We start from the raw sequence: 25,294 nt of genomic DNA on the forward strand, positions 1-25,294 counted from the left end.
ACGCTGGCCTGCTTAAAAAATTCTGTTGAGATTCACAGCATGATTTGGTTCATTCTTCTGCTACTAGGAATCCTAACGTACTTCTCCTACTTCATCGTAGAACGAAGCGTGGCGCATATTACCAAGACTCCAGTTTGGGTGCTTTGGCTGGTTATGATGTTTCCTGCCTTTGTCTGGGCAGGATGGATCGTTATCAATGGAGAGGCCCGCACGCCGATCGGACTGATTCTTGGCGCTATTCTGCTTAGTTCAACACTGTATTGGTTCCTAGTGCAGTGGGGACGTGTACCACAGCCCAATTCAACCCAGTCTCAACCGAAGGACACGGAACAGAAACAAGACACTTTAAAAGCTTTAACTGCTGTGACTGAACGACAACCAAGCCCACGCCCAATTAACAAGGAAGAAGAAGCCAATCTGCAAAACTGTTTTCCTTGGTCGGTTTACTATCTACAAAATATTGAACACCGTCCCCAAGCATTAATTTGCCGAGGTCAATTGCGAACATCGCCGGAGGTGGCGTACAACACGGTGCGAGACAACATTGAGTCGTATTTTCACGATCGCTTTCTGGTGGTGTTTCAGGAAGGATTGAATGGCAAACCATTTTTTGTGCTGGTTCCTAATCCTAGAGCCAAAACAAAAACAGCCGCCAACGATCGCTCCGTTCGCCCCGGCTTAGCGCTGGGATTGCTATTTGCCACGCTGGTAACGACCACGTTGGCAGGCGCTATGTTGCTCAATAGCAGTGATACTTCTCAATTGCCTAGCGATCTGCCGTCTTTGTTGGCGGGCTGGCCCTACGCCTTGGCGCTGATGACCGTGCTAGGCATCCATGAGCTTGGCCATTACTTAGCGGCTCGCTATTATCGGGTTCGTGCCACGTTGCCCTATTTCATTCCGGTGCCGCCAGCGGCCATCTTTCCATTCGGTACATTTGGCGCTTTTATTCAACTGCGATCGCCGATTCCTAACCGTACAGCGTTGTTTGATGTCGGTATTGCTGGCCCCCTATCGGGCTTCATTGCCACAATTCCGGTGTTATGGTGGGGATTGGCCAACTCCGAGATTGTCGATCTCAGTGAGCAGTCGAGCATTCTCAACTTTGATTCCTTTCAACCAACGGCATCTCTGTTAATTGCCCTACTTAGTAAGATTGCCTTGGGCAGTGCTTTGACCAGTAACCATGCGCTCAATTTGCATCCAGTGGCGATCGCAGGCTGTTTGGGGCTAATTATTACAGCATTGAATTTAATGCCTGTGGGCCAATTAGATGGTGGGCACATTGTTCATGCCATGTTTGGGCAGCGAACAGGAGCCATGATTGGGCAAATTACTCGCCTATTAGTGCTGGCGCTGGCGCTGATTGTGCAGCGAGAGTTATTTCTGTGGGCAATTTTGCTGTTTTTTATGCCTGTGGTTGATGAACCTGCCCTTAACGATGTCAGCGAATTAGATAATGGTCGTGATTTTCTGGGTCTCTTGGCGCTAGGACTGTTGCTGATTATTATTTTGCCGCTTCCACAACTGTTGTCCCGGCTATTGTTTTAAGGGATAGACTCGATTGAGTTGGTTGAGTTTTAGAACCTGTACGATCGTCACCAGCGCAAGGCTCTACAGCTAATCATCAAGTTTTGCTACATGACTCTTGATTCCCAAAATCCTGTCCTAGCATCATGGCAATCAGTTTAGAGACTTGTTAGAGACTTGTTAGCGATGACTCAAGACGTTCGGCCATGGCTCAATGAAATTCAAGGCTTGCAGGAGAAATTAGCGGCAGCACATCAAGAACGCGACGAAGCGTACGCCAGTGCGGCGAATTGGCGACGTTTGTATGAATGTGAAGCGAATCAGCGGCGCGCTGACACAACCCTAGCACAGCAAACAATCGACGCACTCAAAATGCAACTTCAACAGATGCAAACCCTTCCGCCCGAAACCGAGACGGATAATGCAATGCTCCTGAAACAGTTGCAACAGGAGCTTGAACAATTACAGCATCCAGAAGAGCTAAAAGCTGCTCTGTTAAAGGCGCTGTTGGAATGCGATCGCATGGCGCGGCGGTTGCAAGCAGAACAAATGGCCCACGCCAAAACACGAAAAACCCTAACAGCCGCCCTCGGCGATACGGTACAAATGCTGAGTAAAGAGCGATCGGGGCGCCAATCCCAGCTATCCTCTAGGAACCTGTCATCCAGGGCTGCTTCAAAATCAGCAACTGAGACAAGTGAGGGAATGACCACCGTTGCCATTTCATCAGTGTCCTCCGTAACCACAACGGCTGAAACTACTAAAATCCCATTGCTTGAGCTACCGCCGCTCGAGTAGGTTCAATGCCGGTTTTGAACTGGTTATTGCCATGTTTGATGGCAGTATCTGGGTCTTTTAGCCCATTGCCAGTCAACACACAGACGATCTTAGCGTGGGCCGGCACTTGGTCTTTAACTTTCAATAAACCTGCTACCGAAGCCGCGCTGGCTGGTTCACAGAAAATACCTTCTTGAGATGCCAACAGTCGATAAGCCTCTAAAATTTCCTCATCGGTGACAGCATTAAATTGTCCTTGGCTAGCGTCTTTGACAGCCATAGCCTTTTGCCAACTAGCGGGATTGCCAATACGAATAGCTGTGGCCAAGGTTTCGGGATGGTCGATCGGCACTCCTGTCACCAACGGAGAAGCTCCAGCCGCCTGAAACCCCATCATTCGGGGTAATTGACGGCAACGTCCTTCCTGGTGATACTGGCAGAAGCCCATCCAATAGGCCGTGATATTTCCAGCATTTCCAACAGGAATACAGAGCCAATCGGGGGCATCACCCATTATATCGACGATCTCAAAGGCGGCGGTTTTCTGTCCTTCTAAGCGATAGGGATTGACCGAATTCACTAGCGTCACTGGGTAATGCTCTGCCATTTCGCGCACAATGCTGAGGGCACAATCGAAATTTCCCTGAATGGCCAATACTTCTGCACCATACAGTAGGGCTTGTGCTAGTTTACCCAACGCCACATAGCCATCGGGAATTAACACATAAGCCCGCATTCCCGCCCGCCGAGCATAGGCGGCGGCAGCAGCCGAAGTATTCCCCGTGCTAGCGCAAATTACTACCTCGGCCCCGTCTTCTTTCGCCTTCGAGACCGCCATTGTCATACCTCGATCCTTGAAACTGCCCGTGGGGTTAAGTCCGTCGTATTTCACCCACACCTGCACTTGTTTGCCAATCTGCGCAGCAAGAGCAGGGGCTGGAATCAGCGGCGTGTTGCCTTCTAATAACGTGACAACCGGGGTCCGATCGCTGACGGGCAAATACGATCGATACGTTTCAATCAAACCTTGCCAGCCGTTCTGGGGTGGAATTGCTGCTATCGGAGAATTAATCGATGTAGTCGATGAAATCGGAATCACAATGATGCTCTAGAAATAATGAAAATATTCAGCAGTAGCCTTTGAGATCCAAATTAAAATCATTCGGCTTTCTCAGTGTATCCTGAGGCTACTCTTCTAAAACCAACAGGGCCGATTTCACCGGACGCTCTATACGAGTTCCGCTTTCAGCAACTTTGCCGTAATGAATTTGTCCAGCATAGAACAGCGACGACGAACTGCCACCGTCTAGGTTTAGCGCTTTGACCGCACCCAAGGTCGCCATGAATTCGGCTAGGGCGGGCAGCGACAGTCCAGAACCGATCGGTGTATCTGGTGTCTGTGCCGCCATCACGAGAACCACATCACCTGTGGAGGTGATACCGACAGCGGTTCTAGCATTGGGTTGAGCACTGCCCAAAGCATCCCGCACGAGTTCCCCATCCGCATAGTCAGCAAACGCTTCTTCCACAAGTCGCAAGGTTGGCAACAACTGTGGTCCTCCTCCGAGAGCACTGACCAATTGACAGGAACTTGGAATAACCGCGTCGTGGGGCGCGATATCATACTGCACCGCTTGACCACACTGATATTGTCGAAATTCCGATCGCCGAAAGATTCGATCGAGATAGGGAGTCAGATCAGGGTTGCCAACAAGTCGTTCATTCAGACGCGGATCAGCAACTACCTCGCCCTGTAACACGACATAAGAAGTCGTTTGTTGATTCACTGGGTCAAAAAAACCGCCGTTAACCGCTGCGATCGCCCCAGTTGACTCGACAAACTCCGCGAGAGAAGCCGTTGTGTCAGCCACGGCTGGGTACAAAATCAACGGCGCATCTGCCGCCACTTGCAGTACATGCACCAAGCTTTGCTCGATTGTATACTGGCGATAGGCTAGCCCAGTCGAGAATGTGACTGACTCTGCCTTTGATGAAACTGCTTGCAAAGGCACTACTGCTGGTGTCAACTGCTGAGTCGGGGGCGTTCTGATGCTACAGGCATAGCATAGCCACAACGCTAACCCAAACAGCCACAGGGATCGACGACGAGACTTCACCACTTGTCTGCCTAACCGAACGAATCCAAATCCAGTGCTTTAGAACCCCCTTGCTCTAGTTGCACCAGAATTTTACCCAATTGCGACCAAACGAGTAGCCCAGTTCCAATTGTGAGAGGAAGTGCGATCGCATACGCCAAATTGGTAGGAAAGCCAAAGATTTGTACACCCGACGCCAAGAACACACAGACACCGATACAAATTCCTAGATAGGGCAACCGCAATGCCGCTCCTTGCAGTGTGGCCAGCGTGCGGGTCGATCGCTCATTCGACCATTTTTGAACGCCCTGTTTCAGCGTGGCATCAAAGGCAACCCCCGACGTAATTCCTACCAACAATCCAGCAATCAATAGCACATAGGGTGGCTCTGGAAAATAATAATAAGGCACTCGCAGGCTCCTTGATGGATAAGGGACGGATAAAGGGTGAGAGTAAAAAACAATGAAAGAAAGAATAAAGCAATAAAAGAAAGGGCAGCGGATCAAAAGCGATGGTGGGTCGATGAGTGAGTAAGCGAAAAAAGTTTCTAGCCTTTCGCCTGACATTCTTTCGCTTTTTCTTCAACCTCCAATCTTCAACCTCTAGCGACTACTCCTCGCGGAATGGCATAAATGCTGATACTGGGGGGATCAGAGTAGAGGTCTGCTCATTCGAGAAACCCGCCAACGCTCCTATAGCCACACTGAACAGACGACCCGGTCTAATGTCGTCTTTGATCAGGTTCCACAAACGCCGGACCTCTTCGGTATGAAGCCGATCGTCCTCAACCAAAGCCAGAATTAGCTGACGCCGCAGGTATTGCCCTTCTTCTGATAACAGGTATTGTAAGCCGAGTTGGGCTGTTGGCAAAATATCGAAGTTTGTATCGGTACGAGCGATCGCAATCAGGTTCTCTAACCGCTCCCACTGAAACTTACCATCTTTAAACAGCACTTCCAACAATCGCCGCCGCAACTCTGCCGACTCACTGGTTAACAATCGCCGCGCGATATAGGGATAAGCAATGTCAATAATCTTAAATTCAGGGTTGAGGCTCAGCGCCAGTCCTTCCTGAGTAATTAGCGAACGAATAATCAGCGCAAATTTAGCAGGCAGACGGAACGGGTATTCATACATCAATTCAGCGAACTGATCGGTGATCGTTTTGAAATTGAAGTCCTTAACGCTTTCTCCCATCGCATTGCCCAGCACTGACTCTAATGCTGGAACGATCGGCGTAATGTCAGTATCGGGGGTCAAAAAGCCAAGCTTGACAAAGTCGTGAGCCAGTGCCTCATATTCTTTGTTAATGAGATGAACTACTGAATCTACAAGAGTTTCCTTAGTCTCCTGGCTGAGTTGATCCATCATGCCAAAATCGATGAACGCCATCTGCCCATTCGGTGTGGCAAACAGATTGCCCGGATGCGGATCGGCATGGAAAAAACCAAACTCTAGAAGCTGCCGTAGTCCAGAGGTAACGCCAATTTCAATTAAACGATCGGTATCTAGATTAGATTCTCGAACTTTGGTTGTGTCTGTCAGCTTAAAGCCATCAATCCATTCCAAAGTCAGCACCCGTCGGCTGCTGTAGCGCCAGTAGATGTCTGGAACCTTGACAGTCGCATCGGCTTGAAAATTTGCGGCAAACTTTTCAGCGTTGCGCCCTTCGTTGATGTAGTCAATCTCCTCAAATAATTTGGTGCCAAACTCATCAACAATCAGTGTCAAATCGTGCCCTAAGTTCAGCGGTAGCCACGGTCCCAACCATCTAGCCGCCCACCGCATCAGGTATAGATCCAGCGTCAGGGTTGGCAGTAAATTAGGGCGTTGCACCTTCACTGCTACTGCTTCTCCAGTATGCAGCTTAGCGCGGTACACTTGCCCCAAGCTTGCAGCCGCAATTGGTTCAGCAGAAATTTGACGATATACTTCCTCAATACTGCGATCGAGTTCTCGTTCAATAATGCTAAAAGCTAAAGGCGATGGAAACGGGGGCAACTGATCTTGTAACTTGGTCAATTCATCTAGGAAATCTTTTCTAACCAAGTCGGGGCGGGTAGAGAGTGCCTGACCGACCTTAATAAAGGTTGGACCCAGCCGGGTTAGAATCTGCCGCAGTTGAATCGCCCGCGTTGACCGATTCCTTTCAACCTGGTTGAACCACTCATCTTTCTTTAAGCCAACCAAAAATCCTGTAAATTGCCAAATGATATTGAGGGTACGCCACAGCGCTCTCCAAGGATGGCGACGATAGTAGCGATCGATGGTTTCCCAATCGTAGCGTCGCATCTGACCAAACTGATCTTGACTCACGTCGTTATCTGCCTCTCTAACCGGGATTAAATCGTCATGCATAGCGTGCAATACCGAGCTTACCCCTCGTTATTTTGCTCCAGGGTGGGCATGTTACCGCTCAGACTTTATACCAAGCAAGTACAGCTTTCTGGAGACAAAGTCCGGGCAAGTCTATACCGGCTTCAGATTTGACCCCGCTAAATTGCCCGTTTTTCAGAAGGTTAACTCTAGTATAAGAAAATACAAGTTTTTACTGCTCAAACCATAGATAGAGTTAACTTTTACATCAATTCTGTTTGAAATCTTGATGTATTGTTTGTCATGATCCCATAAAACTATAGACTTTAACTAAGTTTCAATACCAGGAAATCTTCAACCCCTTTTATGAATAAATATTAAAATAATTGAAGCTTTCATGAGCAAAATGACGTTTTATTGCAAAAATCTGGGATGCTCAGCGGAAATGGCGATAGTTGAGTGTTTCGTCGCAGATAAAGCGGATGTCGAGGTTGTCCGTTCTGCGTCACGCCCAGACAGTAGAGTGGTGGAACAACACAGTGGTTGGCACGGTGATGAGTCAACAGTTGCAGCACTGATCGATCGCGTTGATATAGGCTACCGCCCTTTCCCCACGCCAGGATGACTCGATCGGCTCGAGAAATAGCTCCTATCAAATGCCGATCGCACTCTACCCCCACTGGATCAGTCACCTGTTGAAGTTGACGGGGATGGGTTGCCATTCGCGCAAATAAGTTGACAACTTCTAAAGATCCATAACCCCAGCTTTGGGCAAAGCTAATACAGCGGCGAATCGTAGGGTCATTGGTATGAGCGTCGGCAGTGCTTGGGTTCAGCATCACAAAGGCGAGGCGAGGAGCCGCAAGTTCCCAGGTTCGCCACAGCAAGTAGCGATACCGATGATCTTGATCAAAGATTGCTCCCCCCTGAATGTCTTGATTCTGTATAACCTGGCTTTTCAGCATCGATTGTCGGCATCTAGGAGAAAGACCAATTTTGTACCTGCTTATGTACTATGCCAACTTATGACCAACTCTGAACCGATCTCATGAACCGATTCGATCGGGGCTGTTGGCAATTGCATTCATTCGTAGAATACAAGTAATTGGTAGATACAAAAACCGGGTTGTCTCTATCCTGCGTGCCCATTAGGTAGACTAGTAGAAACGCTTTAGAACGCCCAAAAATCTTGAGCTTCCCCTCGTACACCCCAAGAAGGAAAAGAGAGTCATGGGACTATTTGACCGTGTGAGCCGAGTTGTTCGGTCTAACCTGAATGCTGCTGTCAGTTCTGCCGAAGATCCTGAAAAAATCTTGGATCAGGCCATCATTGACATGCAGGAAGATTTGGTACAGTTGCGTCAAGCCGTTGCTACTGCGATCGCTAGCCAAAAGCGGGTACAACAGCAGTACATGCAGGCTCAATCTGAAGCTGATAACTGGCAACGTCGTGCCCAACTAGCCCTGCAAAAAGGCGACGAGAACTTAGCTCGGGAAGCCCTAAACCGCAAGAAAGTCCAAGCGGAAACAGCAACTGCGCTTAAGACTCAGTTTGATCAACAATCCGCTACTGTCGATACGTTGAAGCGGAATTTGATTGCCTTAGAAGGCAAAATTTCAGAGGCGAAAACCAAAAAAGACATGCTCAAGGCTAGAGCGCAAGCGGCCAAAGCCAACGAGCAACTGCAACGCACCGTGGGCAACTTGGGCACCAGTACTGCCATGTCCGCCTTTGAGCGTATGGAAGAAAAGGTGATGCAAATGGAAGCTCGATCGCAAGCTGCTGCTGAGTTAGCTGGGGCTGATTTGGAAAGTCAGTTTGCTCAATTGGAGGCAGGGGGCGATGTTGATGCCGAATTGGCTGCTATGAAGGCGCAACTGTTGGGTGGATCGGCTGCCGATCAAGCTCAACTCCCGTCTGAAACTGCTGCTCCTAAGGATGCTTCAGTCGATGCAGAACTCGAAGCCCTCAAGCGACAACTCGATCAGCTATAGGCGGCTAACGTAGATGGGTTGACCTCAAACTCCTCAATCAACGAACGGCGCTTAAAGCAGGGGTGAGCATTGACTCACCCTATGGCACGGACAACGTTAAGCAAACGTTAAGCAAACGTTAAGCAAACGTTAAGCAATAGTAAAGTGGGGATCGATTATCCGCAACAGCAACGATATTCTTGATGTTGTCGATCGATCGCATCAGTCACTAATCTAGAGAAGGACAGTCTGTATAGATTTACAGTCTTTGTTTACTTAAGATTCAGAGTAGCAAGTTACCCCTGTGTTATCTGTGTATGATCAGCAGTACTCCTACAACCGTCACCGATCGAGATTTTGCAACAGAAGTCCTGAGTGCTAATCAGCCTGTGTTAGTCTACTTTTGGGCAAGTTGGTGTGGCCCTTGCCGCCTGATGTCGCCCATTCTCGATAAATTAGCGGCTGAGTATGGTGATCACTTAAAGATTGTGAAGATGGAAGTCGATCCCAATCCTGAATCTGTGGCTGTCTATCAAGTGGAAGGCGTACCTGCATTTCGCCTGTTTAAGGCAGGGGAGGTTGTGGAATCCTCGGAAGGAGCCATTAGTCAGCAAAAGTTGCAAAGTTTGATTGCTCCCCATCTTGCTGCCCCAAATTAACGAAAAAATGCTGTATGGAATTTACTCCACCGCCTGCGGCTCCTCTTTCCCCAATTTAGGCAGCACAACACGACAGGCTAAAGCAGCCGTCTGGCCAGGCTTTTGGTATTCTTGCCACAGCGGTTGTTGCGCGATTGGAAGTTGTCGGAGCGCATCGAAAAACTCCAAAGCAATAACGTGACTATCGGTATCCAGGACCATCAGGAGAAATCGAATAACGCTTTCCTAATTTTGCTACCTTTCCTCCCCTTGATGAGAGATAAAGTTGAGCTTAGGCGATCGGGTGGAGTCTGCGAATTCTTCAAGGCAGACATGCCCAAGGTTTCTAGATCCTTAATCTAGCGCTTCAAAATTTCATCATCTACAGAGAAATCGACCTCTACTTTGTCACGGCCGGTTGACAAGTAATCATTTTCAAATGAATCACGTAACCCAGAAATGAGATCAAATTCCGGCTGCCAGTACAGATCTTTTTGCGCTTTGTGAATATCGGTAAAAAAGTGTTGTACACGCAGCGGAAAGGCTTTGCGCTTGCCAAAATCAAACGCTTTGGGATCATAGTGAACTAGTTTCAGCGTATCGGGGTCTTTGCCTGCGGCCACAGCACAGGCCCGTGCCAATCCATCAAACGTCACCGATCGATCGCCCGATAGGTTGTAGATTTGCCCCACTGCCCGACGATTTCCTAACACGGCAGCCATCGCGGCGGCCAAATCCTGCACATGTCCAAACTGCGTCAAGTGCAACCCATTACCCGGAATTGGAATTGGACGATCGCGAACAATGCGATCGAAAAACCATGCTTCCAGATCGTTGTAATTTTGTGGCCCGTAGATATAAACCGGACGCACCGATGTAAAGGGAACGCCTTGTTCCTGTAAATACTGTTCGGTCTCAAACTTGCCCTTGTGGCGACTATTTGGATCAACCGGATCACCTTCTACATGCGGCATTTGATCTGATTTGAGATACACGCCTGCTGAACTGACATAAACAAAGTGCTGAATTTTGTCTTGGAACAATTCAACCAGTGGTTGAGTGTCGCTGAGTTCACGGCCGTTGTTGTCAAAAATTGCATCAAACGACTGAGCGGCTAATTTTGCTTTTAGGTCATCTGCGTCAGTGCGATCGCCCTGAATTTGCTCAATGCCTTCGATCGGTGCAGGCCTGTTACCCCGATTAAACAGTACCACTTCATGATCTTGATGATAAAGCAGGCGCGTTAGATACACACCAATAAACCGCGTGCCGCCCATCATCAAAATTCGCATAACTGCCTACTCCAACACATTGCCTGTTTTCATCCTACGGCGTAATGTCGATTTTCTAATGATTGCTGCAAATCTTTCATGAAATCTGGAACCGAGGATTGTACTCAGAAATCAGGCATCTTAAAGAAGGAACCTAATCCATGCATCGAGGATTGCAATTTATTTCTGGAATGGCGATCGGGGGGTTGTTTATCATCCTCTGCGCTGGAGTCGTGGCGTTGCTTTCGATGGCCCCCGTTTTAGTGCAAGGGGGAATTGCTAGCGTGTATCTGGGAGAACCCGGGCAAGGTGTGCGAATATCTGGACATCACTTGACTTGTGCTCAAGCGCCAACCATTGATCGCTGTACGATTCAACTTGAGGGGACTCCCTTAACGCTGCAAGTCAGCTATGGTGACGCCGAACGCCGAATTTTTCACGAAACCGCCCGCTGTGAAGCCACCTATGGCGATCGTCCGCTTGGCTGCGATCTGCATTACTACTATGGCACCGGAAAATTACCCATACTGACCATCCGAGAATCCTTGGGGCTGAGTCCGTCAACCTTGCAACGCCTGTATCAAGATAATTTTCTGATTCAATTCGGCGGCGATAACTTGCTGAAGCAGAGTACTGTCATTGTAGTCACTTGCGGCGTATTGGCCGCCCTCAGTCTCTCGATTTCCTCGTATCCTGCCAATCCATGGGTTGCCATTATGATGAACGGTATGGCAGGGTTGTTAGGAGCGCTGATGATTCGTAACCCACTTCATACTCTGTGGGGTGAATGGTCACTGCTGGTAATCACAGGAGGAGCGATGGCGGTGGGAACAATTGCATGGTTTTGTAGCCGCCGAGTTTCTAGAATTTTATATGGCTTCAGTGGCGGACTAGTTATTACGGGATTTTTATGGGGGTTCTCGTTGCTGCTGCTGATCCTATTGGGCTATGCAGCTTAAGTGAGCATACTACAATGAGCAAGGCAATCAGCAAGGCAAATCGTTTTGCATGAGACGATCGAGCCTTGCCATCCCAGCGTAGTATTAGAACGCTCATTTATTCGGGAAAGGGGGTCTATGCTGTTTTCGAGTTCAAATCCGGCTCTCCTCGTCCTAGCCGACGGCACCGTCTTTAAGGGGTGGTCGTTTGGGGCAACTGGAACGACGATCGGCGAAGTGGTCTTTAATACCGGTATGACGGGGTATCAGGAAGTGTCAACTGATCCCAGCTATCTGGGGCAGATTGTCACTTTTACCTATCCAGAACTAGGGAATACAGGCGTCAATTTAGAAGACGAAGAATCAGAGCGTCCTCAAATTGCCGGAGCGATCGCTCGCAACGTTTGCTTCAAGCCGAGTAACTGGCGATCGACACAATCGTTTCCGGACTATCTCAAGCAGCATGGCATTCCAGGCATTTATGGCATTGACACGCGCACACTGACGCGCAAGCTGCGATCGAGTGGAGCCATGAACGGGGCAATTTCTACCGAAATTCTTGATCCAGCCGATCTATTGATGAAGGTGCAAGAGGCCCCTAGCATGGCTGGTCTTAACTTGGTCAAGCAGGTTTCTACTAAAAAAGTCTATGAGTGGTCTGATCCAACTAGTCCAATTTGGGAATTTCGTCCCACTCTCGATGTGTCTACTTCTGAACAGCCGCTTACGGTAGTGGCGATCGATTTTGGCATTAAACGCAACATTTTGCGCCGCTTGGCTAGCTACGGTTGCCGCATTATTGTTGTGCCTGTCAATACATCGCCTGAAGAAATTCTGAAGTACAACCCCGACGGTATTTTTCTATCTAATGGGCCAGGCGATCCTGCGACCGTGACAGAAGGCATTGAAACGGTACGTGCCCTCATGTCTAGCCAGAAGCCGATGTTTGGTATCTGCATGGGGCATCAAATTTTGGGCTTATCGTTGGGTGCAGAAACCTTTAAGCTGAAGTTCGGGCATCGCGGCTTAAATCACCCGTGTGGCTTGAGTCAGCAAGTAGAAATTACTAGCCAAAACCACGGCTTTGCTATTGATGCCAATTCCCTATCCGCGTCTGAGGTAGAAATCACTCACCTGAACTTGAACGATCGTACAGTGGCAGGCTTACGCCACAAGAGGTTGCCTGTTTTCTCAGTGCAATATCATCCAGAAGCGAGTCCTGGACCCCACGATGCTGACTACCTGTTCAATCAGTTTGTTCAGTCCATGCGAGACTATCGCCAGCGACAGCAGCCCAGTCTATCGCTTTAAGCGTCAAGCAAATCTCCATCTAACGTTTACTAACTGCCCCCTGTGCTTAGGCAGGGTATGGGCACAACTGAGTAGGGACACCATTGTCGTGTCTCTTTTTTTGAGCCAGCGAGGTTAAAGTTTGACTGGCTCTGCGCGATCGATTCTGGGCATCCTACAGCTACCTAGCTTGGCGATCGGTGTGCTCGATGCTTTGCTAAGAGTCCAATTCCGTCCTCATCGCTCATTACTCCTCCCTTCTACAGGACTGTACCCATGCTTTGGAAGCAACGAACTTGGTTTCAGCTAGCCCTTCAACTACGCGGCTCGGTTGTTCCAGCGGTTTTGCCTCGTACTCTACTTTACGGACTCTTCGCCACCCTGCTGGTGCTGCTGAATCAAAATGGACGATCGTTCAATTTGTCATCGTCTGCCAGCATTCTGCTCAACCTTGTACTGGGCTTGCTGCTTGTTTTCCGCACCAATACAGCCTATGAGCGGTTCTGGGAAGGGCGGCGGTTATGGGGAATGATGATCAACACTTCCCGTAATTTGGCTCGGCATATCTGGGTTAATGTACTTGAAAAAGATCCGCAAGACCGAATGGAGAAGAAATCCGCGCTGGACCTCATCGTGGCGTTTGCTGTGGCAACCAAAAACCAGTTGCGACAAGAACCAGTGAATGAGGAACTATTGCCCTTGTTATCTAGCTCTCGCTATCAGTCGCTAAAATTGATGAATAATCCAGCTTTGGAGATTGCGCTTTGGCTTCAAGATTATCTACAGCAGCAATATCATCAGCAATGTCTAGATAGCTATCAATTAGCTAGTATGAATAAGCTAATTAATGATCTGGTGGATTGTTTAGGCGGCTGTGAACGGATTCTGAAAACTCCCATCCCAATGGCCTATGCAATTCATCTGAAGCAATTGTTATTAGTGTATTGCCTAATTTTGCCGTTTCAATTTGTTCAGGATGTCGGTTGGTTAACTGTTCCGATCGTTGTTATTATAAGCTTCACCTTGTTTGGAATTGAGGAAATCGGCATTGAAATTGAGAATCCATTTGGAAAAGATCCCAATGATTTACAACTAGATGCTTTTTGCGAAACCATGAAGCGTAATACCGACGATTTAGCCACACTCGAACCAGTCAGCGCCCGCAAAGCTATTTGGAATGCTCCTTCAACAAATCTTCCTTGGGACCATTAAACAATTAAAAAACTATTAATTAACAAATTGCAAGATAATTAGTTTCAGAGTAGTAATAACTGTAGCAATAACTGATTTTGCTACAGAGTTTAAGCGACAACTAATTCAGCACACGCCCGTTACATGCACTTTACTATCAAGGAATTTTATGTTAATCATGTTCTGAATTAAGTAAGGCTGCATTGCCACTATAGAGTTACATGCAAAACAGCGTGACCTTTGTTTCAGTAAAGCAACCAGCAAAAAAACTAATAAGAACTTGCATTTTATTAAGCCCTATTCAAATTAATTTGAGAATGTTTTGCATTAATTTAGCCGTAAAGATGAAATTCGGTAATTCTAAACATTGACTCTTGAGTTGAACCTCGATACATTAATAAAAGAACGAAAACGTTTGTGTTAGAAATGCGCTAGAAAAATTGAGAACGCGCCACAGATTTTGACAAGGAGGTCAAGATGTCTACCACCGAAACGCTGATCCAACCCTTTGATCAAATGCGTGAAAATCCAGTTCTTCTGGAACTGAATGTGACAAAAGCCATCTGCGAAGGGTTAAACATTGCGTTAGCTAGTTTTCAAGCTTTGTATTTGCAATATCAAAAGCATCATTTTGTTGTTGAAGGCTCAGAATTCTATCAACTGCATCAATTCTTTGAAGATGGCTATGACGAGGTACAAGGACACGTTCATGACATTGGCGAACGCTTGAATGGATTGGGCGGTGTACCGGCAGCTGGCTTCATGAAGTTGGCAGAGCTTTGCTGCTTTACCCCTGAGGAAGACGGGATCTTCAACTGTCGGCAAATGGTGGAAAACGATCTGCGGGCTGAACAAGCAATTATTCAGGTAATTCGCCGTCAGGCTGGTCAAGCTGAAAGTTTGGGCGATCGAGCAACGCGCTATCTCTATGAGAAGATTCTGCTAGAAACCGAAGATCGAGCGTTCCACCTCGATCATTTCTTAGCTCACGATAGTCTCACCTTGGCGTTTGTGGCTGCTCGCAACGGCAACTAATTAAACGATCAACTTCTAACTTCTAACTATCCACTTCCAACAGAGAGGATGGTTGAGCCGTTTCAATGCTGGCTCAAATGCCCTTACTCTCATCCTTTCCCGGAGAGGCAACCGGACATTCGCCGCCCTGCTCCTGTAAGAGTAGAGGTTTGGGGATGAGGACGTAAACTTTGCGACGTTTCAGCTATCCTCTGATGTCATGAAGCAGCAGGGTAAGTTCTGGCTTACTCTGTTTGTCTTATCTGCGCCCGCGAACGCCGCCTAGCAGTGTTTCTACTCTTCTTGACCTGATGCAACCAGCAGATTGGCACAATTCTATATAAACTGTTAGGAAGACCTTAAAGTTTGTTCCTGTCGGTTTAGGTGTTGCCTTTGAAGTCTTCTGCCTATCTTTTGATTACACATGGCAGTCGTGATCCTCGACCTCAAATAGCCATCGAGCATCTAGCCAATTTAATCGCTCGGCGGCTGTTGGAGTATGCGTGGTCATCGGTGGCGGTTGCCCCTACCGCCGAGAAGAACATCTATGGTCAGTCTCGATCGCCTAAATCTATTCCTCTGGTAGGAACAGCAACCCTCGAACTAGCCCCGACGCCACTTCATCATCAGATTCAACAGTTTGCGGAACAGGCTTTGTCCCAAGGCTATCACCATCTCCAAATTTTGCCCTTGTTTTTGTTGCCAGGGGTGCATGTGATGGACGATATTCCAACGGAAGTGGCGATCGCTCGACAAGCCCTATCAGCAGATTTGACATTAGAGATTCGCCCCTATGTAGGTAGCCATCCGCAGTTAGCCCAATTGCTAGTTAATCCGATTGAACCACTGGAAACATCCGCAACAGCCGGCAAAATTGTATTAGCCCACGGGAGTCGTCGATCGAACGGCAATCAACCAGTCGAGGACATAGCCATCCAGCTAGGTGCAATGCCTGCCTACTGGTCTGTTTCGCCTAGCCTTGAAGATCAAGTCAGTGATTTTATTCAAAAGGGCTACCAGCAAATCACAATTTGGCCCTATTTTTTGTTTGAAGGTAGCCTCACCGATGCCATTGAACAAGAGGTGCACCGCTTAGCGCATCAGTTTCCTTATGCCCAGTTGCATCTTGGCCGGGCAATCGGCCCCACACCTCAACTAGCAGAATTAGTGATTCAGTTATTGCGCGATCGATTGAGTGGGTGATAGGGTGCAAAGACGTGGCTGAATTCAGACATGATTGCCAGCCTTGATTCAGATAGTCAGGGGATTTCGCGAAACGCTCCTACAAAATCTATCCAATCAGCAACGCCCATGCAAAAAATACATCGAGCCGTATAGAGAATCGCATGGCAGCGCAGACTGAGAGGTTAATTTGCCATACTTGATACCGTTTGCCAATTTTTGCCGACCCATACTGAGAATAGGTCTAAGTGCTAGGGTTGATGCAGCTAAATACTCAGTCTCCTAACCATCACTCTTCTACGATAAACCTCGCGAATTAGCGTTGTATAATAAAATACTCCGCTGAGGCGCGCTGTGTGAAGTAATCCTGGTTCAAGCAACATTGTTCCAAGCAATCGTCCTTATGGTTCAAGGCTCTACGTCTATGCAACAAATTGGTAAGGTTTATTTAGTGGGAGCGGGCCCTGGTGATCCAGGATTATTTACGTTAAAGGGAAAAACGCTGCTAGAGTGTGCGGATGTGGTTGTGTATGATGCACTGGTTAGTCCTCCCATCCTGGCGATGATCAATGCCCACGCTGAGCGAATTGATGCGGGTAAACGGCGCGGACGGCATTCAATGGTACAGGAAGATATTACCCACTTACTAATTGAAAAAGCGCAAACAAATGCGATCGTGGTGCGGTTGAAGGGGGGCGATCCGTTTGTGTTTGGTCGTGGGGGTGAAGAAATGGAGGAGTTGCTTCAGGCGGGGATATCGGTGGAGGTTGTGCCGGGCATCACCTCAGGCGTGGCGGCTCCAGCGTATGCCGGAATTCCTCTTACTCATCGAAGCTATAGTTCATCTGTCACATTTGTTACCGGGCACGAGTCGGTCGGGAAATATCGTCCGACTGTCAATTGGCACGCAATCGCTCAGGGGTCTGAAACGATTGTGATCTATATGGGAATCCACAACATGCCCTATATTGTGGCGCAATTGCTGCAAGCGGGGCTGACTAGCGCAACTCCGATCGCACTAGTACGGTGGGGCACTCGTCCTGATCAAGCAGAATTGATTGGCAGTTTGGGTACAATTGTGCAGCAAATTGAAGAAAGCGGCTTTGAAGCACCTGCAATTGCCGTGATTGGCTCGGTTGTTAAGTTGCATGAAACGCTGTCGGTCTGCCGACCCGTTATAGTGGGAATGAGATAGCACTAGAAACATTTAGAAACATTCTTTTGAATTCGCCAGTTTTGAATTCGCCAATTACTGTCCACGTTCAATCTGCGGCCGATCGCCTCGATCGCTACCTGTCTGAGCACTTGCCAGACTTGTCTCGATCGCGTATTCAAAAATTGATTGAACAGGGGCAGGTTTGGATCAATGGGCAGCCTTGTCCATCCAAAAAAGTGGCTGTGCGAGTGGGCGATCGGGTAGACATTACCATTCCCGCTGTTGCACCGCTGGAGCTACAGGCCGAAGCAATGGCGCTCGATATTCTCTATGAAGACGAGCACCTGATTATTTTGAACAAACCGATCGGGCTAGTGGTGCATCCGGCTCCTGGTCATGCAGAGGGAACGTTGGTGAATGCGTTGCTAGCTCATTGTGGTGATCAATTAGCGGGAATTGGCGGCGTGCAGCGACCAGGAATTGTGCATCGCCTAGACAAAGACACCAGTGGAGCGATTGCCATTGCCAAAACCGATCGCGCCCATCAGCATCTGCAAGCTCAATTCAAAGCTAAGACGGCTCGGCGTGAGTATCTGGCGGTTGTTTATGGTGCGCCTTCTAGGGCCACTGGAACGATTGACGCGGCCATTGGTCGGCATCCAATCGATCGCAAGAAGATGGCTGTCATACCGGAAGATAAAGGAGGCAGGCGAGCCATCACCCACTGGCAAATTCGCGAACGCCTAGGCAACTTCACCTTGATGCTGTTTCAATTAGAGACCGGACGTACCCACCAAATTCGCGTGCATAGTGCTTATATTGGTCATCCAGTGGTGAGTGACCCAGTCTATGGGTCAGGGCGATCGATCGGTGTTAACTTGACTGGACAAGCCCTGCACGCCTGGAAACTACGGCTGCAACATCCTGTTTCTGAACAATGGCTCGAAGTCACTGCACCTCTGCCACCAGAATTCCTGACATTGCTAGACATCTTGCGACGGCGAGCCGGAATTTAGGAGTGGTGGAGTCAGGGGTAGGGGTTAGAGAATCGATCGAACAGAAAAATGCCACCTCCTAGCAGCCCTACCTACTTCAAGGGCAAGAGGTAAGCTAGCCCCAGCAACCAATTCGAGACGTTGGAGCTAGCTTCAATCAGGTCATGATTTAGGCGATTAATGAATTTCAACGGTTTGTTGCTCCAGTACCTGGGTTAAATGTCCGGCCAATCGCAGCGACAGAGCCACGATCGTTAGGGTAGGATTGGCGTAACTGCCCGTTGGAAATACAGAGCTTCCAGTCATAAATAAATTCGAGATGCCATGCACGCGCCCATTGACATCGACCACCCCTTGCTTTGGATCGGGGTGCATCCGAGTTGTACCAAGGTGGTGGGCCAACCCTGCCGGATAACAAACGTCTGGTTGCCCATTGGCATTTCGCTTGATTTGATAGGTTCCTAGTCCAGCCCGCGACAGTTCCTCGGCAAGAATTTCCTGCGATCGGGCAATGCTTTGGTTGTTAAAGTCTCCCCACTTCCAATGCACTTCTGCCTTGGGAACACCGAAGCTATCACGCTGCGAACTTAGCGTCACGCGATTGGCTGGATCGGGAGCTTGCTCTGTCAAAAAGAAAACTTGAAACGCCTTGAATCGTCGCTGATTATTGGATAGCTCTGACCAGCCGCCCCGCCCAAACCCATGCGCTAGGGATTGATGCTTGGTAGCCGCTAGATAACTGGCCAGGACAACATAATCAAGCCCGGCAAGAATTTTAAACACTTCTGATGGAAGGTGAGAAGGCAAAGTTTTGTCAAGCAGGGATTCTGCCAGTCCCTTGAAGGCAACAATCGCGTCAAACTGTCGCTGGCTTGGTCGGGGAAATAAAACGGCCGCAAAATTCAAGAGATGCTCTTGTTGCATTGTTTGCTTCGATAATCCCAACCTGCCCAGAATAGGAGCATTATTCACTCGACGCAGGTCATACAATGCCATGCGATCGTACAAGCCAGGCTCAGACGGAGTAAACATGCCGCCATCCACTAGCGCATGATCCATGAAATATCGCCCTACTAAATCATGGTGGTTGCCCAAGCCAGTTGGCTGTTGCTGATTCGACGCTAGTAGGAGCCGGGCGTTTTCTATACCGCCTGTGGCCAAAACAAATACTTTCGCTTCTACCCAAAATTGCCGATCGGGAGTACTTGCGACCCGAAGCCGCTTAACGGTTTGTGCCAACTCGTCAGCTTCAATATCTAATACCGTTGCATTGACGCAAATTTTGATGTTCTCTGCCTGTTTAAGTTCTTCGCGATAGTGCTGATAGAACACATGGCGGGGGCCAAACTGAAACACATTTGTAACCAGTCGATCGGTTTTGAGCGGTAACGGGGCCGCGTCGTCAGTTTGCCAAAAATCCGCGCTATAGGCATAAGGTCCCGCTTGACACACTACTTGCGCTCGCTCATAGAACGGATCGAGATCGGCTTTTGTCAACGGCCAACCGCTATAGGGAAGCCAATCGCGTTGCTCAAAGTCAATCTCATCCAGCGGCACATAGCGAACGCCAATTTCTCCATTGCCAATCTTAATCGACCAAATATTAGAATTACCGCCAAACTGTCGATGGCGCGTTAAGTGAGGCGCTAGATAAGGATCACCCGTCGTTTCTGCTTGGCTCAGTGCTTGAACTTGAGGATTGAGTTCAACTCCACCACTTTCTAATAAACAAACTTGCTGGCGTTGACCCAGAAACTCACGGGCAAGGGTAATTCCGGCTGGCCCTGATCCCACGATACAAATGTCTACAGAGATAACTTGTTCACTCGAAAGCTCATGGGCATCAATTAACATAGATTTCTGCTCTATACCTGATTAATTAACCTGCTCAACCTGTTCCAATTGGATGGAAGTTAAGATGCGTAAACCCCACATCAACTAAATCAATTCCTAGTTCATAGCAAGTTCAACGACTTCTCGAAAATGGGAAGAACCTTTGGTTTATCGAATCTTTATTTGCCAAATTCTTAAAGTTTGTCCTTAAATTTGATTGCATTTATTTTTTTAATCAAAAAAGGCAGGCGGTTTACCTGCCCAGAGCATGACCCAAGGTAACTAAAGCGTTGTCAACGAATTTTAAGTGAGCGCTTCTAGATAATCTCGCACTCGATTCCGGCGCTTCGGTTGTCGCAATTTTTGCAGAGCTTTGGCTTCAATTTGACGAACTCGTTCACGGGATAAATCTAAGGCACGACCAATTTCGGCTAGAGAATAGGGCTGACCATCACCTAGCCCAAACCGCATTAGAATTACGTCTCGTTCGCGGCTAGTTAAATCGGTAAGCAACTGCTGTAAATCTCGATGGAGGGCTTCTCGCATGAGTCGCTCTTCCGGAGATGCGCTGTCTTCTGCTACCAGTTCACCCAGTTCTGTATCTCGCTCTTTACCAACTTTGGTTTCCAGCGAAACGGCACGCGGCACGCGCAGCAACACTTCTCGTACTTGTGGCGCCGACATGTCGAGTTCTGCGGCAATATCTTCGATCGTCGCCGTGCGTCCCTTTTCTTGAGAGATTTTGCGCTGTGCTTTCTTGATTTTGTTTAGCTTTTCAGTGATGTGAACTGGCAGGCGAATGGTGCGACTTTGAGTTGCAATTGCCCGCGTGATGCCTTGGCGGATCCACCAGTAAGCGTAAGTACTAAACCGATAGCCTTTAGTGGGGTCAAATTTTTCAACAGCGCGTTCTAGCCCCAACGTTCCTTCTTGGATCAAATCCAGCAGTTCTAGTCCACGGTTTTGATACTTTTTGGCGACCGAGACTACCAAACGCAAATTCGCTTTGATCATGTGATCTTTGGCGCGAGTGCCTTCGGTTTTGATTTGATCTAGTTCTTCCAGTGATAGCTCAGCTAGTTCAGCCCAACGGCGTTTGCCACTAGCAAGGATGGGTTTCAACGACTCTACAGCAACACCCGCCTCGGTTGCCCAGCGTTCCAAGGAGGGACGATGCCCCAAACTAGAGGCTAAGCGATCGTGTGTATCAATCAACTGAACATATTGCTGAATGGTTGCATCTCCTTTTTCCGCTGCCTCATTGCGCAGATCGACCAGCCGCATATAGCGCTGCACCCGTTGCGCCTCTGACACTTCCTCATCACGACCCAGCAGGCGGACTCGACCAATTTCCTGGAGATATAAGCGCACTAAATCAGTGCTACGCCGCCCCATTCCTCTAGTAAGACCAGTGGCAGAGCTTGCGTATTCTGCTTCGAGGGTTGCCAAATCACTCTCTAGTTGAACATTCAGTTCAACATCGCTGCCTAGGGGAAACTCGACAACGTTTGGAGATTCATCATAATCGGCATCTGTGTAAAAGGGTTTTGCAGACATAGTGCTCGTTTCAATTGCTCCAGGTAACAATGGGGCTGTTCTACTGCTTACTGCTATTGTTCCCAAGTTTCGGGATCAAATCATCATGACTTAGCAGAGAGACAAAAGGTTGCATTCCTTAAGTCAACGTAGCAGTGATAGGTCTAAGTAGCTGTGATCAGATCACTCGACCATATACTTTCGATTGATTTGTTTGTAGCTGTTTCTTGCTTGTACCTTGATGTCTGGTTAAGTTGGCGTGAACGATTTTTTGCTTGTTGCCTTTGGTGAATCTTCTATAGATAGTTTGTAAATGAACAGAATCAGCAGCTTGATCACAGTTGTGATGCTCGTTATTAATGACGTTGATCTGCGGTTTTTGAGTCCATTTGCTCCGGTTTACATCTACTTGATTCAGGTGACAACACGACAAACTACATTCCTTTTACCTCTAATTCCAGACGTTTTTCTTGAAAGATTAATAGTTTTTCTATCAAGTAAGAGTGAAGATCTAGGGGCGATCGAAAATTATCGGTTCGCAATTATTTCCCTCACGAATAAGTTGTGATCCTGCCCACTCTGGGAACTTGAAAATCTTTGACATTTCAAGATTGCTAAAAGGGTATTTGAAGCGTCGCAACTTTTACGCCCTCATCCTCCAACCCCTGCTCCTACAATAGAAGGGGAGCGAGTGGTTGAAAGAATAATGCTTAACTTGGTTCTTGTTGAGGGGCTGATTGACGGAGAAAAGGTTTCCGCCCGCACCCTACATCCCGCTCCCAGAGACAGAGAGGGACATTGAAACCCACTCAGAAATTCACTTAATCGTTGTGACTTCCCTTCCACCACCTGAGGAGAAGGGGGTGAGGGATGAGGGGACAACGAGTGGTCAGCTAGGTTGAGGGGGAGTTTGAGGTTGAGACGGAATCAGGTAAATAGCTCCTGAAATCACAGTCAAAACCACTGCAATCCAGAAGGCCCCAATTGCAACCTGTTCCCAACTAGACGGCAACGGCGCAATTAACAGGGCAATAGCGGCAATTTGGCTCACGGTTTTCAGTTTGCCCCAAATGTTTGCCCCCGAAATTTTGGTTTGATTGACCCGCCACCCGGCGATCGTTAACTCTCGTGCCAAGATCACAAACACGCCCCACGCCGGGATTTGTCCTAGTTCAATTAGACAGAGCAATGGTGCAAACACCAGCAGTTTGTCAACCAGTGGATCGAGAAATTTTCCCAGATCGGTGATTTGGTTTAATCGTCGGGCTAAGTATCCATCCAACCAATCCGTTCCCGCTGCCACTACAAACACCACAACGGCAATCCAGCGCATTCGATCGGTGGGCTGAGAGAGTAAATAGAGCAGGAAGGGTACGCCCAGTAAGCGAGAAACGGTGATCCAGGTAGGGAGGTTCATGGGGGTTAGGAACTGGGGTTGGGGGTAGCATCACGATCCAAAGGGTCTCGGCTCGATCGCCAATTCTCGCACGATTGCTTCAAAAAATTTGCTGGCCAGCACTTGATTCGCCTCGTCTGTCAGGCTGGTAGGGCTTTGAAACGCTTGTCCCTCATAGGTTTCGTAGAGTTTATAGAGATCCAGTAATTGAGCATTAGCAGACGATTGGGCTACCTGCTCAGCGGCTTCGGACAGTTTGGTATAACCCACTTGCATGCGTTGGGCGTAGGAGTCTCCTAATTTGGTCAGAATGGCGGCTTCTTCGGGCGGCATGGCATTGGCAGCGCGCCCGGTGATTTCGGGCTGTAATCCTATAAACAAGCGTTTGCGCGTGGCGGAACTCCATCGCACCATTTGCAGCAGATGATTTCGGTAACGAGCAATGCGCCGATCGAGTTCAGCATCATCGGCGGCCAAGGCTTGATCAAGCGGTTGAGGGTTGCCTGCATTCACCAAATTGAGTGCAATGGCTAGTTCTTCTTCTGGCGATTGAGATTGCAACACATAGCGATCGACCGCCCGCACCACATAGAGCCGATCGAACCAATCCTGTACTGACTGCGTGAATTGAGCCGTTGGGCTTTCCCGTTCGCCTTGAATCAGAGCATCTAGCCCTGGAATATCAGCTCCTACTTGCGAACTCGGCAACATTAGATCTTGATAGCTGTTCAAAAGCACTACCATATCGGGATTGTAGGCCACAACCTGCTGCATCAGCATAGCCAATTCATTCCCAGAGGCATAGCCTGGTACAGCGGCATTGATAACGCGATACTGCTGTTCTGGAATCCGTGGTGGCAAAGCTAGCACCTCTGCCACCTGATCGGCCCGATAGGGCAATGTGGCGGGTTGAAAGCGTGTAGGATTGGTTTTCTGGTTCGTAACGCGATCGTTCAATAGCTTTTCCAGATGGCTCGCAAGCGTCATCTGATTGTCAGAATTGAGTTGCCCAAAGGCGGTTGAGCCTCCCAAGACAAAAATTCGCACTTCTCCTGCGGCTTTCTCAGGCGTTACGGGTTGATCATCGCGGAAGCCTTGAGCGTTAATCGTCCAGAATTCGCTGGTTTGATCGGGCAATAACTGATATCCCATCAAGGGATTTCGCACAGCCATCAGATGACCTTGATTGGGTAACGCTTCATAGGGTTGACCATCTGGACTCAGAAACCCCAAGCGATAAGCTTCGATTAGCTCTGATTTGCCAGCCGAGTTAGCGGTGAGTTGCTCGCTTGTACCTGTAGCATAAGCAATTCCGCGTACCAATAATTCCAACGCGATTGGTACTCCAACCAAAAGCAAAACTATTGGAAACCAGGAGCGGCGACGTGATTTCCGCTTCCAACTACTGCGTCGGCGCGTAAACATGACCATCAATCCCCATAACTGCAACTAACTGCAAAAAATCTCGAAATCATTGCCTGTAATGCCTAAGGTTTGAATGAATAGCCAGTCATCTTCCTCACAATGAAATCTTTGCCCAACGTGAAGGGCATCATTTTTCAAACATCATTTTTCAAACAAACCGTTCATTCAATGGTTAGCACCCGTTCAAGAATCACTAAAAAATCTGCAACAATTTCTGCCTTGTTAGTCGGAGTGAGGATGGGAACATGCACAAAAAGACATTGTACGGCGGGATGGTGACTTTGCAGATGATTTAGTATCGCATAGTATAGACCATTACAAACAAACCGGCCGGCATCTTGGCTAATCTCGGTTTTTCTCAGATTTTTAACTAATTTTTCTAACGACAAAGAAGTAGAAATGATGCGATCGCCGACCACGGCTCTCGATTCTAGATGAAGCTGATGCCGGGATTCTGCCATCCCACAGCAAATCACTACCTGTGGTTGCAGTTGTTGAACTTTGTCTAGAATCAATGCCTTTGCAACTGGGACATTAACAGGCAACTGTCTCAAAACATGAATAGCAGAGAATTGTTTGACTTTCAACACTTCTGACAGTAAGTCATCGGAGGCATTCGAGCGTTGATGAGGTCTCCAAGGGGCAAAAGATGTCACCAAACTGGTTGAGGCAGTCTTTACTGAAGTCATTCAAAAATAACGTCAAATCTTATACGCTTCATTCACACTATATCTGA

Annotated in this window: 23 protein-coding genes; 11 read left to right on the plus strand and 12 right to left on the minus strand. The window is 48.3% G+C overall.

The genetic code is table 11. The annotated features are described in order from the left end of the window. The first annotated feature begins 39 nt into the window (after positions 1 to 39). On the plus strand, positions 40 to 1,551 hold the full coding sequence (locus tag OXH18_RS16850; protein ID WP_268608267.1) for a site-2 protease family protein: 1,512 nt from the start codon (positions 40 to 42) through the stop codon (positions 1,549 to 1,551). A gap of 165 nt (positions 1,552 to 1,716) precedes the next feature. Continuing rightward, positions 1,717 to 2,328 carry a hypothetical protein gene (locus OXH18_RS16855; RefSeq protein WP_268608268.1) on the plus strand — a complete coding sequence of 204 codons (612 nt, stop codon included), beginning with the start codon at positions 1,717 to 1,719 and terminating at the stop codon, positions 2,326 to 2,328. Here the strand turns inward: OXH18_RS16855 and thrC are convergent. From thrC to OXH18_RS16880, 5 genes are all read right to left on the minus strand, one after another. After that, complete coding sequence (gene thrC, locus OXH18_RS16860; protein ID WP_268613201.1) at positions 2,291 to 3,397, minus strand: threonine synthase; 1,107 nt, start codon at positions 3,395 to 3,397, stop codon at positions 2,291 to 2,293. The genes OXH18_RS16855 and thrC overlap by 38 nt on opposite strands. Before the next feature lie 97 nt (positions 3,398 to 3,494). After that, positions 3,495 to 4,427, minus strand: coding sequence for a phosphodiester glycosidase family protein (locus OXH18_RS16865; protein ID WP_268608269.1), 933 nt, complete (start codon positions 4,425 to 4,427; stop codon positions 3,495 to 3,497). 8 nt (positions 4,428 to 4,435) lie between these two features. Beyond that, on the minus strand, positions 4,436 to 4,813 hold the full coding sequence (locus OXH18_RS16870; protein WP_268608270.1) for a hypothetical protein: 378 nt from the start codon (positions 4,811 to 4,813) through the stop codon (positions 4,436 to 4,438). Positions 4,814 to 5,012: 199 nt separating this feature from the next. After that, entirely contained in the window at positions 5,013 to 6,695 is a 1,683-nt protein-coding gene (locus tag OXH18_RS16875) for an ABC1 kinase family protein (RefSeq protein WP_268613202.1), read from the minus strand. Positions 6,696 to 7,114: 419 nt separating this feature from the next. Beyond that, complete coding sequence (locus OXH18_RS16880) at positions 7,115 to 7,684, minus strand: DUF1643 domain-containing protein (RefSeq protein WP_268608271.1); 570 nt, start codon at positions 7,682 to 7,684, stop codon at positions 7,115 to 7,117. A gap of 265 nt (positions 7,685 to 7,949) precedes the next feature. On the opposite strand from OXH18_RS16880, the gene OXH18_RS16885 reads away from it, so the two are divergent. Together OXH18_RS16885 and trxA are read left to right on the plus strand one after the other, a co-directional pair. Then, complete coding sequence (locus tag OXH18_RS16885; RefSeq protein ID WP_268608272.1) at positions 7,950 to 8,714, plus strand: PspA/IM30 family protein; 765 nt, start codon at positions 7,950 to 7,952, stop codon at positions 8,712 to 8,714. Positions 8,715 to 9,010: 296 nt separating this feature from the next. Beyond that, positions 9,011 to 9,352 (plus strand): thioredoxin, encoded by a 342-nt coding sequence (gene trxA / locus OXH18_RS16890; protein ID WP_268608273.1) that lies wholly within the window; start codon positions 9,011 to 9,013, stop codon positions 9,350 to 9,352. Positions 9,353 to 9,373: 21 nt separating this feature from the next. Here trxA and OXH18_RS16895 read toward each other — a convergent pair whose 3' ends face one another. Both OXH18_RS16895 and OXH18_RS16900 read right to left on the minus strand, forming a co-directional pair. Next, on the minus strand, positions 9,374 to 9,553 hold the full coding sequence (locus tag OXH18_RS16895) for a hypothetical protein (protein WP_268608274.1): 180 nt from the start codon (positions 9,551 to 9,553) through the stop codon (positions 9,374 to 9,376). Positions 9,554 to 9,690: 137 nt separating this feature from the next. Further along, positions 9,691 to 10,623 (minus strand): NAD-dependent epimerase/dehydratase family protein, encoded by a 933-nt coding sequence (locus OXH18_RS16900; protein WP_268608275.1) that lies wholly within the window; start codon positions 10,621 to 10,623, stop codon positions 9,691 to 9,693. A 140-nt stretch (positions 10,624 to 10,763) separates the two neighbouring features. On the opposite strand from OXH18_RS16900, the gene OXH18_RS16905 reads away from it, so the two are divergent. The 7 genes from OXH18_RS16905 to OXH18_RS16935 all read left to right on the plus strand — a co-directional run bounded on the left by OXH18_RS16905 (position 10,764) and on the right by OXH18_RS16935 (position 18,389). Then, positions 10,764 to 11,561, plus strand: coding sequence for a hypothetical protein (locus OXH18_RS16905; protein WP_268608276.1), 798 nt, complete (start codon positions 10,764 to 10,766; stop codon positions 11,559 to 11,561). 117 nt (positions 11,562 to 11,678) lie between these two features. Next, positions 11,679 to 12,851 (plus strand): glutamine-hydrolyzing carbamoyl-phosphate synthase small subunit, encoded by a 1,173-nt coding sequence (gene carA / locus OXH18_RS16910; protein ID WP_268608277.1) that lies wholly within the window; start codon positions 11,679 to 11,681, stop codon positions 12,849 to 12,851. Between the two features lie 255 nt (positions 12,852 to 13,106). Next, a complete protein-coding gene (locus OXH18_RS16915) occupies positions 13,107 to 14,042 on the plus strand; it encodes a bestrophin family protein (RefSeq protein ID WP_268608278.1) in 936 nt (311 codons plus the stop codon). 456 nt (positions 14,043 to 14,498) lie between these two features. After that, positions 14,499 to 15,056 carry a DNA starvation/stress protection protein DpsA gene (locus tag OXH18_RS16920; protein ID WP_268608279.1) on the plus strand — a complete coding sequence of 186 codons (558 nt, stop codon included), beginning with the start codon at positions 14,499 to 14,501 and terminating at the stop codon, positions 15,054 to 15,056. 363 nt (positions 15,057 to 15,419) lie between these two features. Next, positions 15,420 to 16,238, plus strand: a complete 819-nt coding sequence (locus tag OXH18_RS16925) for a sirohydrochlorin chelatase (RefSeq protein ID WP_315874598.1) — start codon at positions 15,420 to 15,422, stop codon at positions 16,236 to 16,238. A gap of 382 nt (positions 16,239 to 16,620) precedes the next feature. Further along, a complete protein-coding gene (gene cobA / locus OXH18_RS16930) occupies positions 16,621 to 17,412 on the plus strand; it encodes a uroporphyrinogen-III C-methyltransferase (RefSeq protein ID WP_268608282.1) in 792 nt (263 codons plus the stop codon). 26 nt (positions 17,413 to 17,438) lie between these two features. Then, positions 17,439 to 18,389 (plus strand): RluA family pseudouridine synthase, encoded by a 951-nt coding sequence (locus OXH18_RS16935; protein ID WP_268608284.1) that lies wholly within the window; start codon positions 17,439 to 17,441, stop codon positions 18,387 to 18,389. A 156-nt stretch (positions 18,390 to 18,545) separates the two neighbouring features. Here the strand turns inward: OXH18_RS16935 and OXH18_RS16940 are convergent, their stop codons facing one another. From OXH18_RS16940 to OXH18_RS16960, 5 genes are all read right to left on the minus strand, one after another. Then, complete coding sequence (locus OXH18_RS16940; protein ID WP_268608285.1) at positions 18,546 to 20,222, minus strand: GMC oxidoreductase; 1,677 nt, start codon at positions 20,220 to 20,222, stop codon at positions 18,546 to 18,548. Between the two features lie 282 nt (positions 20,223 to 20,504). Further along, positions 20,505 to 21,758: an RNA polymerase sigma factor SigC gene (sigC, locus tag OXH18_RS16945; protein WP_268608286.1), complete on the minus strand. Its 1,254-nt coding sequence runs from the start codon at positions 21,756 to 21,758 to the stop codon at positions 20,505 to 20,507. An 868-nt stretch (positions 21,759 to 22,626) separates the two neighbouring features. After that, the gene (gene pgsA / locus OXH18_RS16950; protein ID WP_268608287.1) at positions 22,627 to 23,154 is read right to left on the minus strand and encodes a CDP-diacylglycerol--glycerol-3-phosphate 3-phosphatidyltransferase; all 528 of its coding nucleotides are present in this window, start codon (positions 23,152 to 23,154) and stop codon (positions 22,627 to 22,629) included. A 30-nt stretch (positions 23,155 to 23,184) separates the two neighbouring features. Beyond that, positions 23,185 to 24,558, minus strand: coding sequence for an SGNH/GDSL hydrolase family protein (locus OXH18_RS16955; RefSeq protein WP_268608288.1), 1,374 nt, complete (start codon positions 24,556 to 24,558; stop codon positions 23,185 to 23,187). Between the two features lie 161 nt (positions 24,559 to 24,719). Further along, positions 24,720 to 25,247 (minus strand): pyroglutamyl-peptidase I family protein, encoded by a 528-nt coding sequence (locus OXH18_RS16960; protein WP_268608289.1) that lies wholly within the window; start codon positions 25,245 to 25,247, stop codon positions 24,720 to 24,722. Positions 25,248 to 25,294: the final 47 nt, after the last annotated feature.

It is taken from the genome of Thermocoleostomius sinensis A174 (assembly GCF_026802175.1).
In the GTDB taxonomy this organism is placed as follows: domain Bacteria; phylum Cyanobacteriota; class Cyanobacteriia; order Elainellales; family Elainellaceae; genus Thermocoleostomius; species Thermocoleostomius sinensis.